This is a genomic window from Rhizobium sp. ERR 1071 (assembly GCF_007828675.1).
Taxonomy (GTDB): domain Bacteria; phylum Pseudomonadota; class Alphaproteobacteria; order Rhizobiales; family Rhizobiaceae; genus Rhizobium; species Rhizobium dioscoreae.
On record NZ_VITM01000001.1, the window covers coordinates 171,392 to 192,193 of the forward strand.

Sequence of the window (20,802 nt, forward strand, 5' to 3'; positions counted from 1 at the left end):
GCAGCTAAATTGCGCCCAATCCGCTGATGTAACTTGCTAGTTTCGTGCCGGCGCCGATGAAATACATCGGGTCTGTGGGATGTCCGTTCTCGCGCACTTCATAATGCAGATGTGTTCCTGTCGAGCGCCCCGTACTGCCGGCAAGACCGATCGCATCGCCGGCGCCGACCTTGTCGCCGACTTTGACGAGCACCTGTTCCATATGCCCATAGCGAGTGGAGATGCCGTCGCCGTGGTCGATCTCCACCATGTTGCCGTAGCCGCCGGTCCATCCAGCCGAAACCACCTTGCCAGGGGCGGTCGCTTTGATCTTTTCACCAGGGCTGAAATGGAAATCCGTGCCGGTGTGAAGTGCCAGCGTGCCGAAGAAGGGATCCTTGCGATTGCCAAAAGGGCTGGTGACGAGCTTGCCCGGTGCAGGATTGCGGAAGGGCAGTCTTTCGGCCGCCCCCCGAACGGTTTCCAGATGTGTCAGGGCGGTGTCGAGTTCCGCCATGGATCGTTCGAACTGGTCGACATTTTCCGGAGGTGCGTATGGACCGCCCACACCGTCATCCGCATCGTCACGCGCAATGCCGGCGACCTCGTTCGGCACCTTAATGCCGACATTCTGCATGATCGATTGGATCGAAGTGGCAGTTTCCGACGCATCGGCGGTGAGATTGTGGATGCGGGACAACTGATCCTGCTCGATATGCTTCAGCGACAGCGTCACTTTGGAGAAGACCCGATCGGCACGGTCGGCCACGGTTTCGGGGGCAGGGACGTAGGCAAGCGTTGAGTTGTCGGGTGTGGCGTCGGCCGGCTTGCCGCTCATGAGAAGCTTTTCGATTGCCTTGGGCGACGTCAGCTGGGCATGTTCGTTCTTTGGCGCGGCAGCGTCGGCGTCGGAATGCGCGCCCTTGCCGGTCAGGCCGGAGTTCTCTGCCCGGTCGAGCAGGGTGCTGAGCTTACCGTTGCGTGATGAGAGTTGCTGCTGCTGTTCGATCAGCTTGTCGACCTTTTCCTCCACCACCTGCTGATCCAGAAGCTGGCGAGAGGTGACGCGATCGACCTGGGCGCGCAGGGCGGCGATACGGTCTTCATAGTCATATTGCATGCGCGCCTGGCGGGCCATCGTCGCGCCGATCAGATCGTCACGCAGAACAAGATAGGACGTAGCAAGGAGATAGCCGATCGAAAAAATTCCGACCATGCAGACGGCAATAGCCGCCATCCATGGGCGCACGGTCATGTGGCGCACCGTATCGCCGCTGGCGAGGATGATAGTGTGATGTCGCCTTTGCTTGCCGAAAACCCGGTTCTGAGGCTTTGCTGTCACCGAGACTCTCCCAATCGGTGCCCTTTGGCACCCGATGGAAGTACACGGCATTATGGTTAATGAATGCTTTCTATGGCAGTATTAAATACCGGAAAAAGCCATTTTACGTTAGTATATCAAGCATTGCTTGTAGATGTCAGTGAACGGTAGAAAGAGGGTGTCAGTCCGGCTTCCGCCCGGGCGATATCGTTGAACGGTGCCTTCAGCGAGCCCCGAAAATTAGCGCGCACCAGCTCCTGGAAGGTTCGGGCCGGATCGCGCTTTTCCCGCGCGCACAGGAAGCGAAACCATTTCGCACCGACGGCAACATGGCCCTTCTCGTCATTATAGATGACGTCGAGTATGGCGGCGCTTTCGAGATCGCCGGTTTCGCGCATCTTTGCCTGAAGGGCCGGCGTCACGTCCAAACCTCTCGCTTCGAGGATCAGAGGCACGACTGCCAGGCGCGCGGTCAGATCGGTGCGGGTCGCATGGGCCGCCTGCCACAGCCCGTCGTGGGCCGGCAGATCGCCATAATCGGCACCCAACTCGCGCAGGCGCGCCCGCACCATGCGAAAATGCTTGGCTTCCTCGAAGGCAACCTGCATCCAGCCATCAAAGAAGGAATTGGGGACCGGTCCCGTCGCAAAACGCGCGACAATGTCCAATGCGAGATCGACGGCATTCAGCTCAATATGGGCGATGGCATGCAGGAGCGCGATGCGGCCTTTCAGCGTATGCAGCGAGCGCTTCTCCATGTTTTTCGGTGGCACAAGCTCCGGCTTTTCGGGCCGACCGGGCCGATCGGCGAGCGGCGGGTCGAGCGGCGAACGCAGCGACAGGGTGCGGGCAAACCAACGTGTCGCCGATTCCTGGGCGAGCTCGGTCTTTATATCGAGATCGGCCGAACGGATGGCGGCGATGGCGCCGCCGCGCAGCGACGTGATGGTTTCGGGACTGCCGGACATGCCTTCAAAGTTCCTTGGCCGCAGCCAGAACGGCTTCGGCGTGTCCGGCGACCTTGACCTTGTCCCATATTGCAGCGATGCGCCCATCGGCGCCGATCAGGAAGGTCGAGCGCACCACACCCATATAGGTGCGGCCATACATGCTTTTTTCCCGCCAGACGCCATAGGCCATCGCCATGGTCTTTTCCTCGTCGGAGGCGAGCGGAACGGAAAGCGCGTGCTTCTTGACGAATTTGTCATGGCTTTTCACAGAATCCGGAGAGACGCCGAGGAGGGCGACACCGAGCTTTGCGAAATCGGCTGACAGTGCCGTGAAGGTAATCGATTCCGTCGTGCAGGCGGTGGTGTCATCCTTGGGATAGAAATAGATCACCAACGGCTTGCCGGCAAAATCGGCAAGGTGAACGCGATCGCCGCCATCGCGCGGAAGATCGAAATCCGGCGCCTTGTCACCGATGTTCAGTTGAATCGGAAAAACTTCCGCCACGGGAAAACCTTTCTTTTGCCGGTTTTTTAGATGACACTTGAGGTAAGGCATATATACTGCTCGCGTGTGCCGTCCAATGGGACGCAGCGTCACCAACAAAATTGTATAAGTGAAAGGCACGCGCAGGAGTGATCCGAGGCGAAAAGGTAACATTCCGCAAAAAGGATCTCGTGTCGCTCGACCATCTGCCGTCCGCTCAGGTCGAAGATCCGTTGATCGTGCACGTGCCGGAGCGCCGTCGACGCAGGCGATCGCATGTTTGGCATGTCTGCCGCATAACGCTGGTTTTCTTTGCGTTTCTCGCCATCATTCTCGGTGCCGTCATCGCGACCATCGAAGGCGGTATCTTCGATGCGCCGCTGTCACAGAAAGCGCAGACGGCTCTCGATCAGGCCATCGGCCCGCGTTACAAGGCAGAGGTCGGCGCGACCGTGATCCGATTTACCTCCGACCTGCGCCTGGCACTGGAGGCACGCGACGTCAATGTCGTCGATCAGGAGAGCGGCAAGCATCTGTCGACGATGTCAGCCGTCAACATGGAGCTGGACCCCTTGGCCCTCATCGAGGGCAGGGTGGAAGTGGCAAGTGTAGCGGCAGAGGGGATCGCGCTCGATACCTCACTGCTGCCGCAAGGCGACCCGGTGGATTTGACCGCCTTGCGCGTCGATGCCTTGCCCAAGGCCTTGAATGCGGCCTTCGACAATCTCGATTTTCTCGAACACTTCGTCCAGCGCGGCGGCACGAATTCCGTGCGCATTTCCGGCTTCTCGATGAAGCTGGCGCGACAGGAGGGGGATCCGATCTCCCTCGTCGTCGACAACCTCACATTTGAGCGGGCGGCACCGAATTCTCTGCATTTATATGGCCAAGTCGCGCTCAACGGGTCCGTGGCGCTTCTGGATGTGAGGGCGGATCAAAACGAGACCGGTCACAGCTCGTCGCTGGCGGCGAGGATATCGAATCTCGATCTCAAGCCACTCACGATGACCTATGACCCGAACGGGACGCCGCGACAGGGTTTGACGACCTTCGGGGACATCACGCTTTCGGCCGTCAAGGGCGAGGCAGGCATCGATCCGAAGCTGAGCGCCACCATCAATGTCCAGCCCGGCGTCCTCTATATGGACCATGATATGCAGGAGTTGACGCAGGCCAATATCAACCTCGCCTACAACTTCGATCACCAGACTTTGGAGATTGCGCCGTCAAAAGCGCAGTTCCTTCGGACGATCGCGCCCTTTTCCGGCGCGGTCATCGATCTCGATCGTGTCGACGCCAGTGCAGGCAAGGGTTTCGGCATCGATTTCGTGATCAAGGACGGTGTTGCCGCTTCGTCCCTCTCGGGGGAAAAGCCTATCAGCTTCGATGGCCGCGCCACAGGGCGGTTTTTTTCCGCAACGAAGGAATTCCAGTTCGACAATCTCGGCATATCGACGCCGCAAGGCGCCCTTTTCGGCTCTCTGCATATGAAACTCGGCGACAGCTCGCCGGAAATCAGTTTCGGCGGCCGGGCGGACAAACTCGACACAACTGTTGTCAAGCAGCTTTGGCCTTTCTGGATGGCTTCGAAACCCCGGGTCTGGGTCGAGGGCAATCTTTTCGGTGGCTCGGTGACCAATGCCGCCATATCGGTCTTCATTCCGGCCGGACGACTGCGAGAGGCATCGCAGACCGGCAAGCTGCAGCTTGGCAAAAACGAGCTGCATATCGCCTTCGACATAGATGGCGCACGGATGAACGTTCCCGGCGAAATTCCGCCGTTGCGCGATACCAAGGCCCATTTCGATCTGACCGGTCCGAATATGGTCGTCGATATCGCCACGGCCACCTCCTATTTTCCAACGGGGCGTACGATCACGCTGAGTGACAGCAGCTTCTCGATCCCGGCGACCTACGACAAGCCGCTGATGGCCGATCTTGATTTGACGATTTCAGGCTCCGGCGATGCGATCGGCGAACTTCTGACCTACAAACCTCTGGAGGTGCTGCAGCGGACCGAGTTCAAGCCGGAGGATTTCAACGGCAAGATCGTCGCCAAGGTCGATGCCAGGATAGGGCTCATCAAGGATCAGCAGCCGCCCCCGCCGGAGTGGCAGGCGAAGCTCAATCTCGACAATGTCGACCTGCTGAAGCCGATGAACAATCGCAAGATCGACAATCTGACCGGGGTGATCTCGGCCGATCCGCAATCCGTGCATCTGCAAGCCCAGGCCCAGATCGACAGTATTCCGGCCCAGATCGACATGGTGGAGCCGACCGACAGCAAATCGCCGGTCAAGCGCGCCCGCGTGATCACAGCAACGCTGACCGATGCGCAGCGCAACACCGTTCTACCCGGACTTCGGGATATAGTTGATGGGTCCGTCAAAGTGGAGTTGACGCGCATCGACGACGACCGCCAGGGTGTCAAGGTCGATCTCGGCAAAGCGGCTCTGACCGTGCCGTGGGTCGGCTGGTCGAAGGGCAGCGGCATTGCGGCGACCGCGCAGTTCGAGGCTTCCGGTCCGGACAGCCAGACGACGCTCAAGAATTTCACGCTCAAGGGCGATGGGTTCGGCGCCAGCGGCGATCTTCTGATCAGCAAGGGGAGCCTCACCTCGGCAAGCTTCGACAGCGTGAAGCTCTCGGCGCTCGATGATTTTGCCCTCTCGCTGAAGCGGGGCAAGGGTGGCGGCTACGACGTGGCGATATCGGGCAATTCCGCCGACATACGTCCGATCCTCGCGCGCCTGAAGGCGTCCACATCGGGCGGTCAGCAGAGTTCGGACGGAGACGCTTCGGCGAGCGCGACCGTTCGCGCCAATCTCGACAAGGTCATCGGCTTCAACGATGAGACCATCGGCAATGTCAAGGGCGTCTATTCGATCGCCGGCGGCAAGACGACGGCTGCGGACTTTTCCGGCGTGACCCGTAGCGGCGAAGCGCTCGTTACCCAGATGAGCAAAGGCGCCAACGGCGTCATCCGTATCACGAGCGGCGATGCCGGTGCCGTTGCGCGTTTCACCGATCTCTACAGGCATCTGCAAGGTGGATTGCTCAATCTGTCGCTGCGCTCGATCGGGCAGGATGACTGGGACGGTTCGCTCGACATCCGCAACTTCTCCATCATCGACGACAAGAAACTCTCGACCATCGTATCGACGCCGAGCGGAAAGAACGGCAAGAGCCTGAATTCGGCCGTGAAGCAGAATATCGATACGCGTTCGCAGAATTTCGAGCGCGGCTTTGCGCGGCTGGTGATGCGCGATGGGGTGCTCTCCGTCGAAAACGGCGTGGTGCGCGGCGTACAGGTCGGGGCGACGTTCCAGGGCGTGCTGAAGGACGCCGATGGCAAGATGGACATGACGGGAACCTTCATGCCCGCCTATGGCCTGAACCGGCTGTTCGCGGAAGTTCCGATCGTCGGCTTCATCCTGGGCAATGGCAGCGATCGCGGCCTGATCGGCATTACCTTCAGATTGACCGGTACGATCGAGAAATCGAACCTGCAGATCAACCCTCTCTCGATCATCGCGCCAGGTGTTTTCAGGCAGATATTTGAGTACTGAAGCGGCGCGAAGCTGAGGCTGCCGCCTTTCGATAGCAGAGGCAGGGCAGATTATTTCTCTTCCGCCAGTCGCTCTCGTATGCGTTCCGGCCCGCCGTTCATGCGCCGTGCGAATGGTCGATCGGGGTCCACGATGCGCCAAAACGGAGCCGTGCCGTTTTGACTGATCTGCACCAAATGTCGCTGAACGGTGACAGGGCAGCAGGCATCGGCACCATATTGCCTGGCAAGCGCCTGTCTTACTCCCGCAATATCGGACAACCGACCCGGTGGCGCTGCCCAGAGGGCGCGGGCGAGCATCTCCTCGCTCGGAATCAACATGCTTTGCGTAAGGTTTCGGCCTTTGCGCCTCGTTTTGATCACCGGCACTTCATCCATAAGTCACCTCCGAGCGTGCGATCTGGACTGAGGACGAATAGGCGGGCCGTAATCCGACATCGGGATGAAAAAATCATCCGGCCAGCGGTGATAATGTTCTGCATCTGCACCGGCACAAATGATAAAGCCGGCGCGAGGGCGCCGGCTCTGTTTGTTCTCTTTCTATTCGGACGCTCAAGCGGCCGGACGGATCAGGATGTGCTTCTTCTTGCCCAGAGAGAGCTTGATGACACCATCGGCTGTGACTTCGCCGGTGCCAATCACCTTGCGCTCGTCGCTGATGGCCTGATCGTTGATGCGTACTGCGCCGCCCTGAACATGGCGGCGAGCTTCGCCATTCGAACTGGCAAGACCGGCGCGCACGATCAGAGCCAGCAGGCCGATGCCAGCTTCGAGTTCGGAGGAGGGAACATCGATCGACGGAAGGTTTTCGGACAGGCCACCTTCCTCGAAGGTCTTGCGTGCAGTTTCTGCTGCCTGCTCGGCTGCCGCGCGGCCGTGAAGGATCGCCGTGACTTCGGTCGCGAGGATCTTCTTGACTTCGTTGATCTCTGAACCGGCAAGCGCGGAGAGGCGAGCGATTTCATCCATCGGCAGCGTCGTATAGAGCTTCAGGAAGCGGAAAACGTCCGCATCCTCGGTATTGCGCCAGTATTGCCAGAAATCATAGGCCGACAGCAGGTCAGCGTTCAGCCAGACTGCGCCGGTAGCAGACTTGCCCATCTTGGCGCCGGACGCCGTGGTCAGCAGCGGTGAGGTCAAGGCAAAGAGCTGCTTGGTCCCCATGCGGTGACCGAGATCGATGCCGTTGACGATATTGCCCCACTGATCCGAGCCGCCCATCTGCAGGCGGCAATCATAACGCTTGGCCAGTTCGACGAAGTCGTAGGCTTGCAGGATCATGTAGTTGAATTCGAGGAACGACAGCGACTGTTCGCGGTCAAGTCTCGTCTTCACGCTATCGAAGGACAGCATGCGGTTGACCGAGAAATGGCGGCCGACATCGCGCAGGAATTCCAGATAATTCAGCGAGCGCAGCCACTCGGCGTTGTTGATCATCAACGCGTCCTTCGGGCCTTCACCATAGGTGAGGTAGTTCGAGAAGCAGCGCTTGATCGAAGCGATATTGTCCTCGATCATGTCGATGGTCATCAATTTGCGGGCTTCCTCCTTGAAGGAGGGATCGCCGACCATGCCGGTGCCGCCGCCCATCAGCGAAATGGGCCGATGGCCGGTCGCCTGCATCCAGTACAGCATCATGATCTGGATCAACGAGCCCGCATGCAGGCTCGATGCCGTCGGATCGAAGCCGATATAGGCCGTCACGGTTTCCTTGGCGAAGAGGTCGTCGAGGCCGGCTTCATCGGAAATCTGATGAATGAAGCCGCGCTCTTGCAGGGTTCGCAGGAAATCGGATTTGAACTCAGCCATGATCTTGGTCTCTCGATGCCGCAACTCTGGAAGGCGCGGCGAAGTCGCTATTGTTTGATGTCGCGGGGCGCGTTTATCACCGATTTACCGGCGCGTCACCATTTTGGTGGGGAGGACGACAAGTTTCGGCGCCAGCGGGATGTGTAAACGAGCGTTTCCGAACGTCAATAGATCGTAACATCGCCGCGAAGCCGCCGGGAATAAGTCGCGCATTCGCCCGAATCAAATCCTAATGATTTCCTGTTGATCCCGTACGCACCTCATGTTTCGTGAAAGAAACCGGTATGTCGCCTCTGCTTTCGAAGATGGGATTGTCATCCAAAAAGACGATCTGGGCTTTTTTTGCCATGATGTTGGTTTTGGCCGGTATCGCTGCTGCGAATCCGGCCGAAGCTCAAGGTTCCCCTGAAAAGAGAATAGCGCTTGTCGTGGGTAACGCCGCCTACACGGTGGGTGCGCTTCCGACGCCGGCCAACGATGCCGGCCTGATCGCGCAGACGCTGCAGGCTGCGGGCTTCGATGTGATCGGCGCGCGCGACCTCGACCAGAACGGGTTGCGCGACGCGATGCGCGACTTTCTGACGAAAGCCAACGCGTCAGGTCCCAATACCGTCGTCTTCGTCTACCTGGCAGGCTATGGTGTGCAATATCAGGGCGACAATTATTTCGTGCCTGTCGATGCACAGATCGCCAATGCCACGGATGTCCCCGTCCAGGCAGTCCGCGTAAGCGACTTCACCAAATCGCTGTCCGCCATTAACAATCGTGGCAGCATCGTCGTGCTGGATGCGGCGAGGGCCAATCCGTTCGTGCAGTCCAATCAGCCGCTGGCCGGCGGTCTGGCGCTGGTCGATCCCGACGTCAACCAGCTGATTGCCTTCAATGCGGCGCCTGGCACGGTCGCACCGCAGGAGGCCGGTCCGTATGGTTCCTATGCGCATGCGCTGGCGGAGATGATCCGTGTTGGCGGCCTTTCGCTTGATGACGTCTTCGATCGCACACGGTTGCGGGTCGGCGACTTGACCAAGGGCGCCGAGATTTCCTGGGACGCCTCCAGGTTCAAGAACGCCTTTACCTTCTTCGATCGCGGTCCGAATGCACCGGCTGCTGCAGTGTCGAGCACCGAGGATGTGGCAAATCGGACGAAGCCCATTCGCGATTTCGACGAGCGTGATGCCTATTTCGCCGCGCTCGATCGCGACACGCTGCAGGGCTATGAGGATTTTCTGGCCGCCTATCCGAACGACTCCATGGCAAGGCGTGTCCGCGCCATTGTCGCCGCCCGCCGCGAGGCTATCACCTGGCGCGAGACCTGGATTGCCGATACGCCTGAGGCCTATTGGTCTTATCTGAGGCGTTATCCGCGCGGTCCCCATGTGTGGGATGCCCGCCGCCGTCTCGAGCATTTCGAGGCAGCACTCGAGCCGCCGCCATCCTTCACCGTCATCGAGTATGATGTGCCGCCACCGCCACCGCCGGAAGTGGTCTATGTCGACCGTCCCGTGCTTTATTTTGATGATGCCGATTTCGGTTATGCCCCGCCGCCGCCCGTCGTTTTCCTTGCGCCACCGCCGCCGGATTTCGTCGTGCTGCCGCCGCCGCAGCCCGCGGTCGATCTCTACGTGTTGCCGGCGCCGGTCTTCGTTCCGGTCCCTCAATGGGTCGAACCGCCACGCGATATCGCGCCGCCGGAAAACAACATCATCTTCAACAACATCCACAATACCGTCGTGAACAATACGACGGTCATCAACAACAATACCACCGTTAACGAGAATGGCGCTGCATCTGCCCCCCCTGGGCTGACAGCGGGCCAGAAACTCGCCGGTGCGGCCGTCATCGCCGGAGCAGGGGCTGCAGCACTGCATGTTGCCCTGCCGCCATCGGTACAGAAGAAGGCGGCAGTTCTGCAAAAGCAGAATCCTGCCGCGGCTGCCAAGACGGTGCCTGGAGCCGCTCCGGCGGTCACGCCTTCAGCCCAGCCACAAGGCGGAAATGCTGCTGCCCATGTGCTTCCCGGCACCAATGGCCAGCCGCTGCCGGCTGGCGGCAAGCTGCCTGTCAATCCGGGAGCCGCTCAGACGAAGCCGGGGCAATCGCCACAAGCTGCGCCGAATGCGGTGCATAATCCGGCTGTTGCGACTCAACCTGCCCAGCAGGGCACAAATGCCAATGCGCACGCGCTTCCCGGCGCGAATGGTCAGCCTTTGCCAGCCACGGGCAAGCCAGCCAACCCTGGCGCGGCTCAGACGAAACAGGCTCAACAGCCTCAGGCCATGCCGAACGCTAACGCCCATGCGCTTCCCGGCGCGAAGGGACAACCGCTGCCGGCGGTTGGCAATGCACTTGCCGTGAAGGGGCAAAACCAGATTGCCAAGACCCCGGCGCCTCAAGCAGCGCCGAGCGGCAAACCAAATCCGGTTGCCGCTGCACCGAAGCCCAATGCGCATGCCCCGGCAGCGCCGGCCGTCGCCGCCAGAACGCCGGCGAAGCCCAAGGCGGTCCCCAGCAACCAAGCTCGGGTCAACAGTCAGCCTCATGTCGCTGCCGCCCCGCCCCGGCAAGCCAATCCGGCTCCTGCACAGCCCAAACCCGCGCCCCATGTGGTGGCACAGGCACCCAAGCCACAGGCTCAACCGAAGCCGCAACCGCAGCCGAAGGTCGTGCAGCAGCAGGTGAAGAGACCACCTCCGCCTCCGCCGCAGAAGCCTCCGGAAAAGAAGAAGTGCGGCGCACCCGGCCTGCCGGCATGTCGCTGATCGATAATACCAAGCGGTAATCTGGAGGCCCGCTTCGGCGGGCCTTCGCATGCAATATCGTCGCTTGACCGGCTTGTTGAAATCAGGCCGAGCGGTTAGCACTGAGCCGCCGGTTGTCAATCGGCGCTGGCATGCACGTTATGGCAGGCTGCAGATCCATCACGAAAACAGGCAGGCAGATGAGTGACACCATCATACTCGAAACCCCGCGCCTCGTTCTGACGATGTGGGACAAGGGTGATGCCGAAGTGATTCGGCAATTGCATTCGACCATCGAGACCACGCGCTATCTCTCGGGTGCGGCGCCTTGGACGCTGGAAAAGGCCGAGGAACGGATGAAAAGCTGGTTCGATGAACAAGCGCGAGATGGCACGACCAAATACAAGATGCTGCGGCGTGAAGACGGCCGCTTTATCGGCCGCGCCGGCTTCTCACGTTTTTATCGGGAAAGCGGTAGGGGCGAGTTCGAGCTCGGCTATTCCATTCAGAAGGATGCCTGGGGCAACGGCTATGCGACGGAAATTGCCGGCGCATTGGCGCAATGGTTCTTCAAGCGTGGTTTTGCCCGGCAATTCATCGCTTTCACGCATCCGCAGAACGTCGCATCGCAGCGTGTTTTGCGGAAGATCGGCATGCAGGAGCACCCGTCGATGACGATCGACGGGATCGCTTGCCCGACGTTCAGAATGGCTCGACAAGGGCCGCGTCTTTATCGGATACGCTTGGCGGCCGGTTCCGGCACCAATTCGCCGTTCAGGCGACGATCGAGATAGTCCTCGCATTCGCCGAGCAGCGTTTCGACCTGGCCGTTGAAGAAGTGGTTGGCGCCCGGCACGACCTTGTGCGTGATCAGGATGCCCTTCTGTGTCTTCAGCTTCTCGACGAGGCCGTTGACGTCCTTTTCCGGGGCAACCTTGTCCGCATCGCCGTTGATGATCAGGCCGGACGACGGGCAGGGTGCGAGGAAGGAGAAATCGTAGATATTCGGCTGCGGCGCGATCGACATGAAACCTTCTATCTCGGGGCGACGCATCAGCAACTGCATGCCGATCCACGCACCGAATGAGTAACCGGCAACCCAACAGCTCTTCGAATCGGGATGGAGGCTCTGCACCCAGTCGAGTGCAGAGGCTGCATCGGAAAGCTCACCGGCGCCGTGGTCGAATTCGCCCTGGCTGCGGCCGATACCGCGGAAATTGAAGCGGAGCGTGGTGAAGCCGCGCTTCTGGAACATATAGAAGAGCTGGTAGACCACCTGATTGTTCATCGTGCCGCCGAACTGCGGATGGGGATGAAGGATAATCGCGATCGGGGCGCTCTTTTCCTTGGAGGGCTGATAGCGGCCTTCAAGGCGACCAGCGGGGCCGTTGAAAATTACTTCGGGCATCGATACTCCGGCTCTTCTTTTTCTGCGTTCAAACCTTACGGCACGCAGCAAGTTGACTTGACGAATGCGCTCATCTTTTCTAGAACGCAGTTTAGAACAATTCGAAACTTGATGCGGTGGTCCGCGCGTTGTTTGCGCAACGGTTTGTGGAACGTGTCATAAGGCATGCCCGGCTGAAATTTCAAGGAAAATGAACCGGGCGCAGCAAAGCAAAGTCGCGCAGGAAGAAGATTATGGCGGCAACACGCCTCTATCTCGACTGGAATGCTACCGCACCGCTCCATCCGGCGGCGCGCGATGCGATGTTGCGTGCGATGGATATTCAAGGCAACCCCAATTCCGTTCACGGTGAAGGTAGGGCAGCTCGTGCAGCTGTCGAGACTGCACGTCGCCAGGTTGCAAGATTGACCGGCGCCGAATCCGCCCATGTCGTTTTTACGAGCGGCGCCACCGAGGCGGCCAATATGGTGCTGACGCCGGAATTCCGCATGGGGCGCACGCCGCTTCTCGTCAGCCATCTTTATATATCGGCCGTCGAGCATCCAGCCGTGCGCGAAGGCGGACGATTTACCAGGGATAATGTCAGCGAAATACCGGTAACGTCGGACGGTACGGTCGATCTTTTCGCGCTGGAGGCCATGCTCGCTGCCCACGACAAGGCCAGCGGCTTGCCGATGGTTGCCATCATGCTCGCGAATAACGAGACCGGGATTCTCCAGCCTGTCGGCGAAGCGGCAAGGCTCGTTCAGGCCGCGGGCGGCCTCTTCGTGGTGGATGCCGTTCAGGCAGCCGGCCGGGTGCCGCTCGATATCAATGCGATCGGCGCGGATTTCCTGATCGTCTCCTCGCACAAGATCGGCGGCCCCAAGGGTGCCGGCGCGCTCGTCTCTCGCGGCGAGGTGCTGATGCCGAAGCCGTTGATCCATGGCGGCGGACAGGAAAAGGGCCATCGCTCGGGTACGGAAAACACGCTTGCCATCATCGGCTTCGGTGCTGCTGCCGAGGCTGCTGCTGCAGACTTCGAGGTTCGCAATGCCGCGATCGGTTCCTTGCGCGACCGGCTGGAAGCGGGCATGGAACTGGCGGCACCCGATGTCATCATTCATGGCAAAGGCGGTGCGCGCGTTCCGAACACCAGCTTCTTCACACTGCCGGGACTGAAATCCGAAACCGGCCAGATCGCCTTCGACCTCGAAGGTGTGGCGATTTCTGCCGGGTCCGCTTGTTCGTCCGGCAAGGTCGGTGAGAGCCATGTGCTCGTGGCGATGGGATGCGATCCCAAGCTCGGCGCGCTCCGTATTTCGCTGGGTCCGACCACGACCGAAGCGGATATCGATCGCGCTATCGCCGCGTTTGCCCGCATCGCGGGAAGGCGGAAGCTGGCAGGTGCGGCGGCCTAACGGCCACAATTTTGCGGAAACCGAAATTTCCGCTTGCCAAGCGGGGTGAAAAGTCCCTTTTGGCCGACTACATAGAGGGCAGACATAAGTCTGCCGCAACGTTGACAAGCTGCCGGACCTTGGATCCGGCGAGATTGGAGAACGAAATGCCTGCAGTCCAGGAAACGGTCGATCAGGTTCGCCAGATCGACGTGGACCAGTATAAGTATGGTTTCGAGACCACGATCGAGGTGGAAAAGGCTCCCAAGGGTCTTTCCGAGGATATTATCCGCTTCATCTCCGCCAAGAAGCAAGAGCCGGATTGGATGCTCGAATGGCGCCTCGAGGCCTATCGCCGCTGGTTGACCCTTGAAGAGCCCACATGGGCCCGTGTCGACTACCCGAAGATCGACTTCAACGACATTCATTATTATGCCGCCCCGAAGAAATTCGCCGGTCCGAAGTCGCTCGATGATGTCGACCCGGAACTGTTGAAGACTTATGAGAAGCTCGGCATTCCGCTGCGCGAGCAGGAGATTCTTGCCGGCGTCGAGAAGTCGAAGATTGCCGTTGACGCGGTGTTCGATTCCGTCTCGGTCGTCACCACCTTCAAGGAAGAGCTGAAGAAGGCCGGCGTGATCTTCATGTCGATTTCGGAAGCTATCCGAGAGCATCCGGATCTGGTGCGCAAGTACCTTGGCTCCGTCGTGCCGACCTCGGACAATTTCTATGCGACGTTGAATTCCGCGGTCTTTACTGACGGCTCGTTCGTCTTCGTGCCGAAGGGCGTTCGTTGCCCGATGGAACTGTCGACCTACTTCCGCATCAACGAGAAGAACACCGGCCAGTTCGAGCGCACGCTGATCATCGCCGAAGAGGGAGCCTATGTCTCCTATCTCGAAGGCTGCACGGCGCCGCAGCGCGATGAAAACCAGCTGCACGCTGCCGTCGTCGAACTAGTTGCGCTCGATGACGCTGAAATCAAATATTCGACGGTGCAGAACTGGTATCCGGGCGACAAGCACGGCAAGGGCGGCATCTACAATTTCGTCACCAAGCGTGGAGATTGCCGCGGCCATCGCTCCAAGATCTCCTGGACGCAGGTCGAAACCGGCTCCGCGATCACCTGGAAATATCCGTCCTGCATCCTGCGCGGCGACGACAGCCGTGGCGAGTTCTATTCGATCGCGGTTTCGAACGGCCATCAGCAGGTCGACAGCGGCACCAAGATGATCCATCTCGGCAAGAACACGTCGAGCCGCATCATCTCGAAGGGTATTGCCGCCGGCGTCTCGCAGAATACCTATCGCGGCCAGGTTTCGGCGCATCGCCGCGCGACCAATGCCCGAAACTTCACGCAGTGCGACTCGCTGCTGATCGGCGACAAGTGCGGCGCGCACACTGTGCCCTACATCGAGGCGAAGAACTCGTCCGCGCAGTTCGAGCATGAAGCCACAACCTCGAAGATTTCCGAAGATCAGCTGTTCTACTGCCTGCAGCGTGGCATTCCCGAGGAAGCGGCGATCGCACTGATCGTCAACGGCTTCGTCAAGGAAGTGCTGCAGGAACTGCCGATGGAATTTGCCGTCGAAGCGCAGAAGCTGATCGGCATTTCGCTCGAGGGCAGCGTCGGCTGACGCACACGAAACAGAATTAGCTTTGGCGCGCCGCGCGCGCCGCACCTTCATTCCTGCGATAGGATACTCAAATGCTTGAAATCAAGAACCTGCACGCCCGTATCGCCGAAGACGGCACCGAGATCATCCGTGGCCTGAACCTGACCGTGAAGGCCGGTGAAGTCGCCGCCATCATGGGCCCGAACGGCTCCGGCAAGTCGACGCTTTCCTATATCCTCGCCGGTCGCGAGGACTATGAAGTCACCGAGGGTGACATCCTTTATAACGGCGAGAGCATTCTGGAGCTCGATGCCGCCGAGCGTGCCGCCAAGGGCATCTTCCTGGCGTTCCAGTATCCGGTCGAAATCCCCGGCGTTGCCACCATGCAGTTCCTCAAGGTTGCCCTGAACGAACAGCGCAAGGCACGCGGCGAAGACGAGCTGACGACGCCGGATTTCCTGCGCCGCGTTAAGGATGCTGCGGCCAAGCTGCAGATCAACATGGACATGCTGAAGCGCCCGCTGAACGTCGGCTTCTCCGGCGGTGAAAAGAAGCGTGCCGAAATCCTGCAGATGGCGCTCCTGGAGCCGCAGCTTTGCGTGCTCGACGAAACCGATTCCGGCCTCGATATCGACGCGCTGAAGATCGTCGCCGACGGCGTCAACGCGCTGCGTTCTCCGGATCGCGCCGTGATCGTCATCACCCACTATCAGCGCCTGCTCGACTATATCGTTCCGGACACCGTTCACGTCCTCTACAAGGGCCAAGTGATCAAGTCCGGCGACAAGACGCTGGCGCATGAGCTGGAAGCCAACGGCTACGCCGACATCATCGGAGCTGCAGCCTGATCGAGGCGGAAAGGACACGTCGATGAACATTCAGACGACGAACCGCCTCACCGCCGCGGAGACGGCGCTGATCGAGGCGTATAACGACCAGATGGGCGATCTGCCTGGCGATGGCGAAGTTTTCGCCGTCCGCGATCGCCTTCTGGACGAGCTCAAGACCGCCGGTCTGCCAACGCGCAGGATCGAGGCATGGCACTATACCGATTTCAAGAACCTGCTGCGCCTGGTTCCGAGCGATATCGGCAAGGGCCTCGTCGAGGCGCTGCCGCCGACGGTCGAAGGATCGCCTGTCATTACCGTCCTTCAGGGCAAGGCAAGCGAGAAGGCATCGGTCAAGAACCTGACCGTTGCGCGCTACGCCGATAGCCTGATCAACGGCACGGCTGCTGCCGGTCTCGAAGCGCTCGGCAGGGATGACGCCATCGGGCGTATCAATGCGAGCTTCGTGCGCGATGGCTATGTCATCGATTTCCCCGATGGCGCAGAACTCGATGCGCCGCTCGAAGTGCAGTTCATCCATGCTGGCGGCCAGATCCACAGCCGTCTGCCGGTTACTTTCGGTGCCGACGTCAAGGCGACCTTTATCGAGCGTCATCAGGCGGTCGAAGGCGCTGCCGCGCTGGTTTCTTCGGTCAGCGAAGTCAGGATCGGCAAGGGATCTGAGATCACCTGGATCATCCTGCAGGAGCAGGGTAGCGAAGACACCCATCTCGGCCAGCTTCGCATCGAGCTCGGAGAAGATGCCAAGCTGAAGCTGTTTGTCATCAACGCTGGCGGCAAGCTGGTGCGTCAGGAACTGTATATCAAGGTCGTGGGCGAGGGCGCCGATCTGACGCTGCGCGGCATCAACCTGCTCGGCGGCGATACGCATACCGATGTGACGATGGTGCTTGGCCATGACGTTCCGAACACAGGTTCCACGGAAGTTATCCGTAATGTGGTGTTCGACCGCGCCCGCGGCGTCTTCCAGGGCATGATCCGGGTCGCACCGGATGCGCAGAAGACCGACGCCAAGATGGCCTGCAACACGCTGCTGATGTCCGACGATGCCGAGTTCTCGGTGAAGCCGGAGCTTGAAATCTTCGCCGATGACGTACAGTGCGGCCATGGTGCCACTGTCGCCGATATCGACGGCAACCATCTCTATTACCTGATGGCGCGCGGCATCCCGGAGAAGAAGGCACGGGCCATGCTGGTCAACGCCTTCGTGGCCGAGATCGTCGAGGAACTGGAAGACGAAGCCCTGGTCGAGGCGCTGGAAGGCGTCATCTCCGGCTGGCTGGAAAAGCACGCCTGATTGGAGGCAAAGCTCGTGGACAAGATCGTGCCGGCAACGGCCTATGACGTCGAAGCCATTCGCCGGGATTTCCCGATCCTGACGAAGACGGTGCATGGCAAGCCGCTGGTCTATCTCGACAACGGCGCTTCCGCGCAGAAGCCGCAGGTCGTCATCGATGCCATCTCGCATGCCTATTCGAATGAGTATGCGAATGTGCATCGTGGCCTGCACTTCCTGTCCAACGCTGCAACGGAAGCCTATGAAGCGGCTCGCGAAAAGGTGCGCCGCTTCCTGAATGCGCCATCGGTCGACGACATCGTCTTTACCAAGAACTCGACGGAAGCGATCAACACGGTCGCCTACGGTTGGGGCATGCCTGAGATCGGCGAGGGCGACGAGATCGTCGTTTCCATCATGGAGCATCATTCCAACATCGTTCCCTGGCATTTCATTCGCGAGCGTCAGGGCGCCAAACTCGTTTGGGTACCTGTCGATGACGAGGGCGCGTTCCATATCGAGGATTTCGAAAAGAGCCTCACGGAACGCACGAAGCTCGTCGCCATCACCCATATGTCGAACGCGCTTGGAACCGTCGTTCCGGTGAAGGAAGTGTGCCGCATCGCGCATGAGCGTGGCATTCCGGTTCTGATCGACGGCTCGCAGGGTGCCGTGCACATGCCAGTCGACGTCCAGGATATCGATTGCGACTGGTATGTCATGACCGGTCACAAGCTTTACGGTCCGTCGGGCATCGGCGTTCTCTACGGCAAGAAGGAGCGGCTCGCCGAGATGCGGCCATTCCAGGGTGGCGGCGAGATGATCTTCGATGTCACCGAGGAAAACGTCACCTACAACGATCCGCCGCATCGTTTCGAAGCGGGAACGCCGCCGATCGTGCAGGCGATCGGCCTTGGCTATGCGCTCGACTATATGGACAGCATCGGCCGGGAAGCGATTGCGCGCCACGAAGCCGATCTTGCCGCCTATGCGGCGGAAAGGCTGCGCGATATCAATTCGCTGCGTGTCATCGGTACGGCGCCAGGCAAGGGCGGCATCTTCTCCTTCGAGCTGGCGGGTATCCATTCCCACGACGTCTCGATGGTGATTGACCGGCAGGGTGTTGCCGTTCGTGCCGGCACGCATTGCGCCCAGCCGCTCTTGAAACGCTTCGGCGTCACCTCCACATGCCGTGCATCGTTCGGCATGTACAATACCCGCGCCGAGGTGGACGCCTTGGCCGATGCACTGGAATATGCACGGAAATTCTTTGCCTGAGGAGGCAAGCGATGTCACTCGACGAAAGCGAACAGAAGATCGACGCGCGCGAAGGGATCGTGCATTCCAGCATCCCCGCAGATGAGCTGGCGCGCCTCAGCGACGATATTATTTCCGCGCTGAAAACGGTCTACGATCCTGAAATTCCCGCCGATATATTCGAGCTCGGTCTGGTTTATAAAATCGATATCGAAGACGATCGCATGGTGAAGATCGTCATGACGCTGACGGCGCCTGGTTGTCCGGTTGCCGGTGAAATGCCGGGCTGGGTGGAAAATGCCGTCGGCGCCGTTGAGGGCGTTTCCGGCGTCGACGTCTCGATGACGTTCGATCCCCCTTGGACGCCGGATCGCATGTCCGAAGAAGCGCAGGTTGCCGTGGGCTGGTATTGAAGCTTTAAGCCGCCGGCTTTACATTAAGACTCGAAGCACCGGATCTTGACCCCGGATGTGGAAGGAGAATGAGCCCATGGGCTTTGCAGTCATGAGCATGACGGATGCGGCAGCAGCTCGCGTCAAGGCGATCGTCGAGAATTCCGGCCCTGATGCCAAGGGCGTTCGCGTCGGCATCAAAAAGGGCGGCTGCGCCGGCATGGAATATACCATCGACCTAGTAACCGAGCCGAACGCGAAGGACGATCTGATCGAGCGCGATGGCGCCAAGGTCTGGGTCGAGCCGTCTGCCGTGCTTTATCTGCTTGGTACGGAAATGGGCTTCGAGACGACGACACTGCGTTCGGGTTTCATCTTCACCAATCCGAACCAAACGTCGGCTTGCGGCTGCGGCGAGTCCGTCGAGCTAAAGCCCGCCGATCTCGCTGCGCTGGCGGCTCAGCGACAGGTCGCGGGCGCGATATGAGGGATCGACGATATTCGCTACTTCGGACTGTCGGATGATCACACGACGCGCCGTACTGATTCTGCCAGTAGGTCTTTTGGTGTCGGCACAGAATCGCATCGAAATCTCTGTTCCTTCTGCTGATGATTTTCCCGTACCTCTCGCTTTCAGAGTTGCTCTCCAACCTCACGGCTCGGATACTGAAACACTCATACTGATGGCTACCTACGGCAGCGGTGAGGATGAAACGAAGTTTATCGTTGAAATTCAAGGGCCGGATAATACGGAGGGTGGCTCCGACCGAGGCGCTGACGTCGGTGGTCCGATAAGTTTTTCGCGTGGCGCCTTCCATCATGTTCCCGGTTCTCGCCCGACACGATTTTTTCAGCAATTGGCCAAAGCCTTGACGGCAAAAGTAAGCAGCTTTTCAAACGCCAAGCTCGAAACGCTGCCATTCGGCATAACATTTCTCGGAGCAGCGACTAGACGCCTTCCCGAGGGCGGCTTCGGCGGCGGTCCGGGAGACTGGTACGCCACAAAGCTCTTCCTCGGAGAGGAGGCGGCCGAAGTCTATTTTAATTTCAATCTGAAGTCAGGTGACGCGGAATTCAGCATGAAGGACTCGGATTACGGCAATCCGGTTATTTCCGAATTGTCTAAAGTGATCTGGTGATTGTCGGTAGCCGCGTTACCGGGTAGTCCAGGGTAAATATCGCCATATTTCCCGTCGCAGCATTTCATGTTTTGATCGATGCATGCCGTCTTTGCCGTCTCCTTGGCTAAACCGCTGAGCCGGATAAGGTCGATATGGCGAGCAACGGGAGAACTTCATGGCGGCTGCAGCGTGGCTTACACACTGATTCCGGCGGCTGTCGCCATTGCGGGTGCCGCCGTCGCCGTCAATACACGGCCAAGCCCAGCGGTGACGGCCATGTTCTTTGCGGGCTTTCTGATGCTGCTTCTGCTCGAAGAAGCGATCGGTTAGCGACGCTCGGCCTAGAATTGGCAATCTTTGGTAAGCGCCGGAACCGGCGTTAACTTGAGGCCGAGCGCCCTGACGACCTTCAGGATCGTCGCGAATTCCGGATTGCCGTCGCCGCTCAGCGCACGATAGAGTGCCGAGCGGTTCATGCCGACATCCTTGGCGAGCTTGCTCATGTTGCGTGTGCGGGCAACTTCGCCCAAAGCCTTGGCGATCGAAGCAGGATCGTCCGTGGCGAATGCGGCGGCGATGTAGTTGTCGGGATTGTCCACGTCGAATCGTTCCGGCATAAAACTGAATTCCAAGGCCCCACTGTGGCGTCATCAAAA

General features: G+C 59.6%; 19 protein-coding genes. 12 read left to right on the forward strand and 7 right to left on the reverse strand.

The annotated features are described in order from the left end of the window. Positions 1–4: 4 nt before the first annotated feature. The 3 genes from FBZ99_RS00800 to FBZ99_RS00810 all read right to left on the reverse strand — a co-directional run bounded on the left by FBZ99_RS00800 (position 5) and on the right by FBZ99_RS00810 (position 2,755). The gene (locus FBZ99_RS00800) at positions 5–1,321 is read right to left on the reverse strand and encodes a M23 family metallopeptidase (RefSeq protein ID WP_145631031.1); all 1,317 of its coding nucleotides are present in this window, start codon (positions 1,319–1,321) and stop codon (positions 5–7) included. Between the two features lie 116 nt (positions 1,322–1,437). Continuing rightward, a complete protein-coding gene (locus FBZ99_RS00805) occupies positions 1,438–2,268 on the reverse strand; it encodes a ferritin-like domain-containing protein (RefSeq protein ID WP_145631033.1) in 831 nt (276 codons plus the stop codon). Between the two features lie 4 nt (positions 2,269–2,272). Next, positions 2,273–2,755, reverse strand: a complete 483-nt coding sequence (locus tag FBZ99_RS00810; protein ID WP_145631034.1) for a peroxiredoxin — start codon at positions 2,753–2,755, stop codon at positions 2,273–2,275. A 128-nt stretch (positions 2,756–2,883) separates the two neighbouring features. Here FBZ99_RS00810 and FBZ99_RS00815 point away from each other — a divergent pair, with 128 nt between their 5' ends. Next, a complete protein-coding gene (locus FBZ99_RS00815; protein WP_145631036.1) occupies positions 2,884–6,303 on the forward strand; it encodes a YhdP family protein in 3,420 nt (1,139 codons plus the stop codon). Between the two features lie 50 nt (positions 6,304–6,353). Here the strand turns inward: FBZ99_RS00815 and FBZ99_RS00820 are convergent, their stop codons facing one another. Next, positions 6,354–6,680, reverse strand: a complete 327-nt coding sequence (locus tag FBZ99_RS00820; protein ID WP_145317272.1) for a hypothetical protein — start codon at positions 6,678–6,680, stop codon at positions 6,354–6,356. A gap of 174 nt (positions 6,681–6,854) precedes the next feature. Further along, complete coding sequence (tyrS, locus tag FBZ99_RS00825) at positions 6,855–8,111, reverse strand: tyrosine--tRNA ligase (RefSeq protein WP_145631038.1); 1,257 nt, start codon at positions 8,109–8,111, stop codon at positions 6,855–6,857. A gap of 284 nt (positions 8,112–8,395) precedes the next feature. Between tyrS and FBZ99_RS00830 the strand changes: the two genes are divergently transcribed. After that, entirely contained in the window at positions 8,396–10,870 is a 2,475-nt protein-coding gene (locus FBZ99_RS00830) for a caspase family protein (RefSeq protein WP_145631040.1), read from the forward strand. Positions 10,871–11,049: 179 nt separating this feature from the next. After that, positions 11,050–11,643, forward strand: a complete 594-nt coding sequence (locus FBZ99_RS00835) for a GNAT family N-acetyltransferase (RefSeq protein ID WP_145631042.1) — start codon at positions 11,050–11,052, stop codon at positions 11,641–11,643. Here the strand turns inward: FBZ99_RS00835 and FBZ99_RS00840 are convergent. Next, on the reverse strand, positions 11,580–12,257 hold the full coding sequence (locus FBZ99_RS00840; RefSeq protein ID WP_004108794.1) for an alpha/beta hydrolase: 678 nt from the start codon (positions 12,255–12,257) through the stop codon (positions 11,580–11,582). The two genes, FBZ99_RS00835 and FBZ99_RS00840, sit on opposite strands and share 64 nt — an antisense overlap. Before the next feature lie 233 nt (positions 12,258–12,490). Between FBZ99_RS00840 and FBZ99_RS00845 the strand changes: the two genes are divergently transcribed. The 9 genes from FBZ99_RS00845 to FBZ99_RS32990 all read left to right on the forward strand — a co-directional run bounded on the left by FBZ99_RS00845 (position 12,491) and on the right by FBZ99_RS32990 (position 20,476). Further along, the gene (locus FBZ99_RS00845) at positions 12,491–13,657 is read left to right on the forward strand and encodes a cysteine desulfurase family protein (RefSeq protein WP_145631045.1); all 1,167 of its coding nucleotides are present in this window, start codon (positions 12,491–12,493) and stop codon (positions 13,655–13,657) included. A gap of 146 nt (positions 13,658–13,803) precedes the next feature. Beyond that, a complete protein-coding gene (sufB, locus tag FBZ99_RS00850; protein WP_069612982.1) occupies positions 13,804–15,273 on the forward strand; it encodes a Fe-S cluster assembly protein SufB in 1,470 nt (489 codons plus the stop codon). Between the two features lie 71 nt (positions 15,274–15,344). Continuing rightward, entirely contained in the window at positions 15,345–16,100 is a 756-nt protein-coding gene (gene sufC / locus FBZ99_RS00855) for a Fe-S cluster assembly ATPase SufC (RefSeq protein ID WP_092716448.1), read from the forward strand. A 22-nt stretch (positions 16,101–16,122) separates the two neighbouring features. After that, a complete protein-coding gene (sufD, locus tag FBZ99_RS00860; protein WP_145631047.1) occupies positions 16,123–17,397 on the forward strand; it encodes a Fe-S cluster assembly protein SufD in 1,275 nt (424 codons plus the stop codon). A 15-nt stretch (positions 17,398–17,412) separates the two neighbouring features. After that, positions 17,413–18,654 carry a cysteine desulfurase gene (locus FBZ99_RS00865; RefSeq protein ID WP_145631049.1) on the forward strand — a complete coding sequence of 414 codons (1,242 nt, stop codon included), beginning with the start codon at positions 17,413–17,415 and terminating at the stop codon, positions 18,652–18,654. Positions 18,655–18,665: 11 nt separating this feature from the next. Continuing rightward, on the forward strand, positions 18,666–19,046 hold the full coding sequence (locus tag FBZ99_RS00870) for an SUF system Fe-S cluster assembly protein (RefSeq protein ID WP_069612273.1): 381 nt from the start codon (positions 18,666–18,668) through the stop codon (positions 19,044–19,046). Between the two features lie 76 nt (positions 19,047–19,122). Continuing rightward, positions 19,123–19,512: a Fe-S cluster assembly scaffold SufA gene (gene sufA, locus FBZ99_RS00875; protein ID WP_145631051.1), complete on the forward strand. Its 390-nt coding sequence runs from the start codon at positions 19,123–19,125 to the stop codon at positions 19,510–19,512. A gap of 34 nt (positions 19,513–19,546) precedes the next feature. Then, positions 19,547–20,164 carry a hypothetical protein gene (locus tag FBZ99_RS00880; RefSeq protein WP_113355575.1) on the forward strand — a complete coding sequence of 206 codons (618 nt, stop codon included), beginning with the start codon at positions 19,547–19,549 and terminating at the stop codon, positions 20,162–20,164. A gap of 171 nt (positions 20,165–20,335) precedes the next feature. Beyond that, positions 20,336–20,476: a hypothetical protein gene (locus FBZ99_RS32990; RefSeq protein WP_186450266.1), complete on the forward strand. Its 141-nt coding sequence runs from the start codon at positions 20,336–20,338 to the stop codon at positions 20,474–20,476. A gap of 11 nt (positions 20,477–20,487) precedes the next feature. Here FBZ99_RS32990 and FBZ99_RS00890 read toward each other — a convergent pair whose 3' ends face one another. Beyond that, a complete protein-coding gene (locus tag FBZ99_RS00890) occupies positions 20,488–20,763 on the reverse strand; it encodes an addiction module antidote protein (protein WP_145317296.1) in 276 nt (91 codons plus the stop codon). Positions 20,764–20,802 lie beyond the last annotated feature (39 nt).

Coding starts and splice junctions, on each gene's coding strand:
- FBZ99_RS00820 (WP_145317272.1), bottom strand. CDS start 6,680: ATGGATGAAGTGCCGGTGATCAAAACGAGGCGCAAAGGCCGAAACCTT.
- FBZ99_RS00805 (WP_145631033.1), bottom strand. CDS start 2,268: ATGTCCGGCAGTCCCGAAACCATCACGTCGCTGCGCGGCGGCGCCATC.
- FBZ99_RS00880 (WP_113355575.1), top strand. CDS start 19,547: ATGATCACACGACGCGCCGTACTGATTCTGCCAGTAGGTCTTTTGGTG.
- tyrS (WP_145631038.1), bottom strand. CDS start 8,111: ATGGCTGAGTTCAAATCCGATTTCCTGCGAACCCTGCAAGAGCGCGGC.
- sufA (WP_145631051.1), top strand. CDS start 19,123: ATGGGCTTTGCAGTCATGAGCATGACGGATGCGGCAGCAGCTCGCGTC.
- FBZ99_RS00845 (WP_145631045.1), top strand. CDS start 12,491: ATGGCGGCAACACGCCTCTATCTCGACTGGAATGCTACCGCACCGCTC.
- sufB (WP_069612982.1), top strand. CDS start 13,804: ATGCCTGCAGTCCAGGAAACGGTCGATCAGGTTCGCCAGATCGACGTG.
- sufD (WP_145631047.1), top strand. CDS start 16,123: ATGAACATTCAGACGACGAACCGCCTCACCGCCGCGGAGACGGCGCTG.
- FBZ99_RS00840 (WP_004108794.1), bottom strand. CDS start 12,257: ATGCCCGAAGTAATTTTCAACGGCCCCGCTGGTCGCCTTGAAGGCCGC.
- FBZ99_RS00870 (WP_069612273.1), top strand. CDS start 18,666: ATGTCACTCGACGAAAGCGAACAGAAGATCGACGCGCGCGAAGGGATC.
- FBZ99_RS00835 (WP_145631042.1), top strand. CDS start 11,050: ATGAGTGACACCATCATACTCGAAACCCCGCGCCTCGTTCTGACGATG.
- FBZ99_RS00890 (WP_145317296.1), bottom strand. CDS start 20,763: ATGCCGGAACGATTCGACGTGGACAATCCCGACAACTACATCGCCGCC.
- FBZ99_RS00830 (WP_145631040.1), top strand. CDS start 8,396: ATGTCGCCTCTGCTTTCGAAGATGGGATTGTCATCCAAAAAGACGATC.
- sufC (WP_092716448.1), top strand. CDS start 15,345: ATGCTTGAAATCAAGAACCTGCACGCCCGTATCGCCGAAGACGGCACC.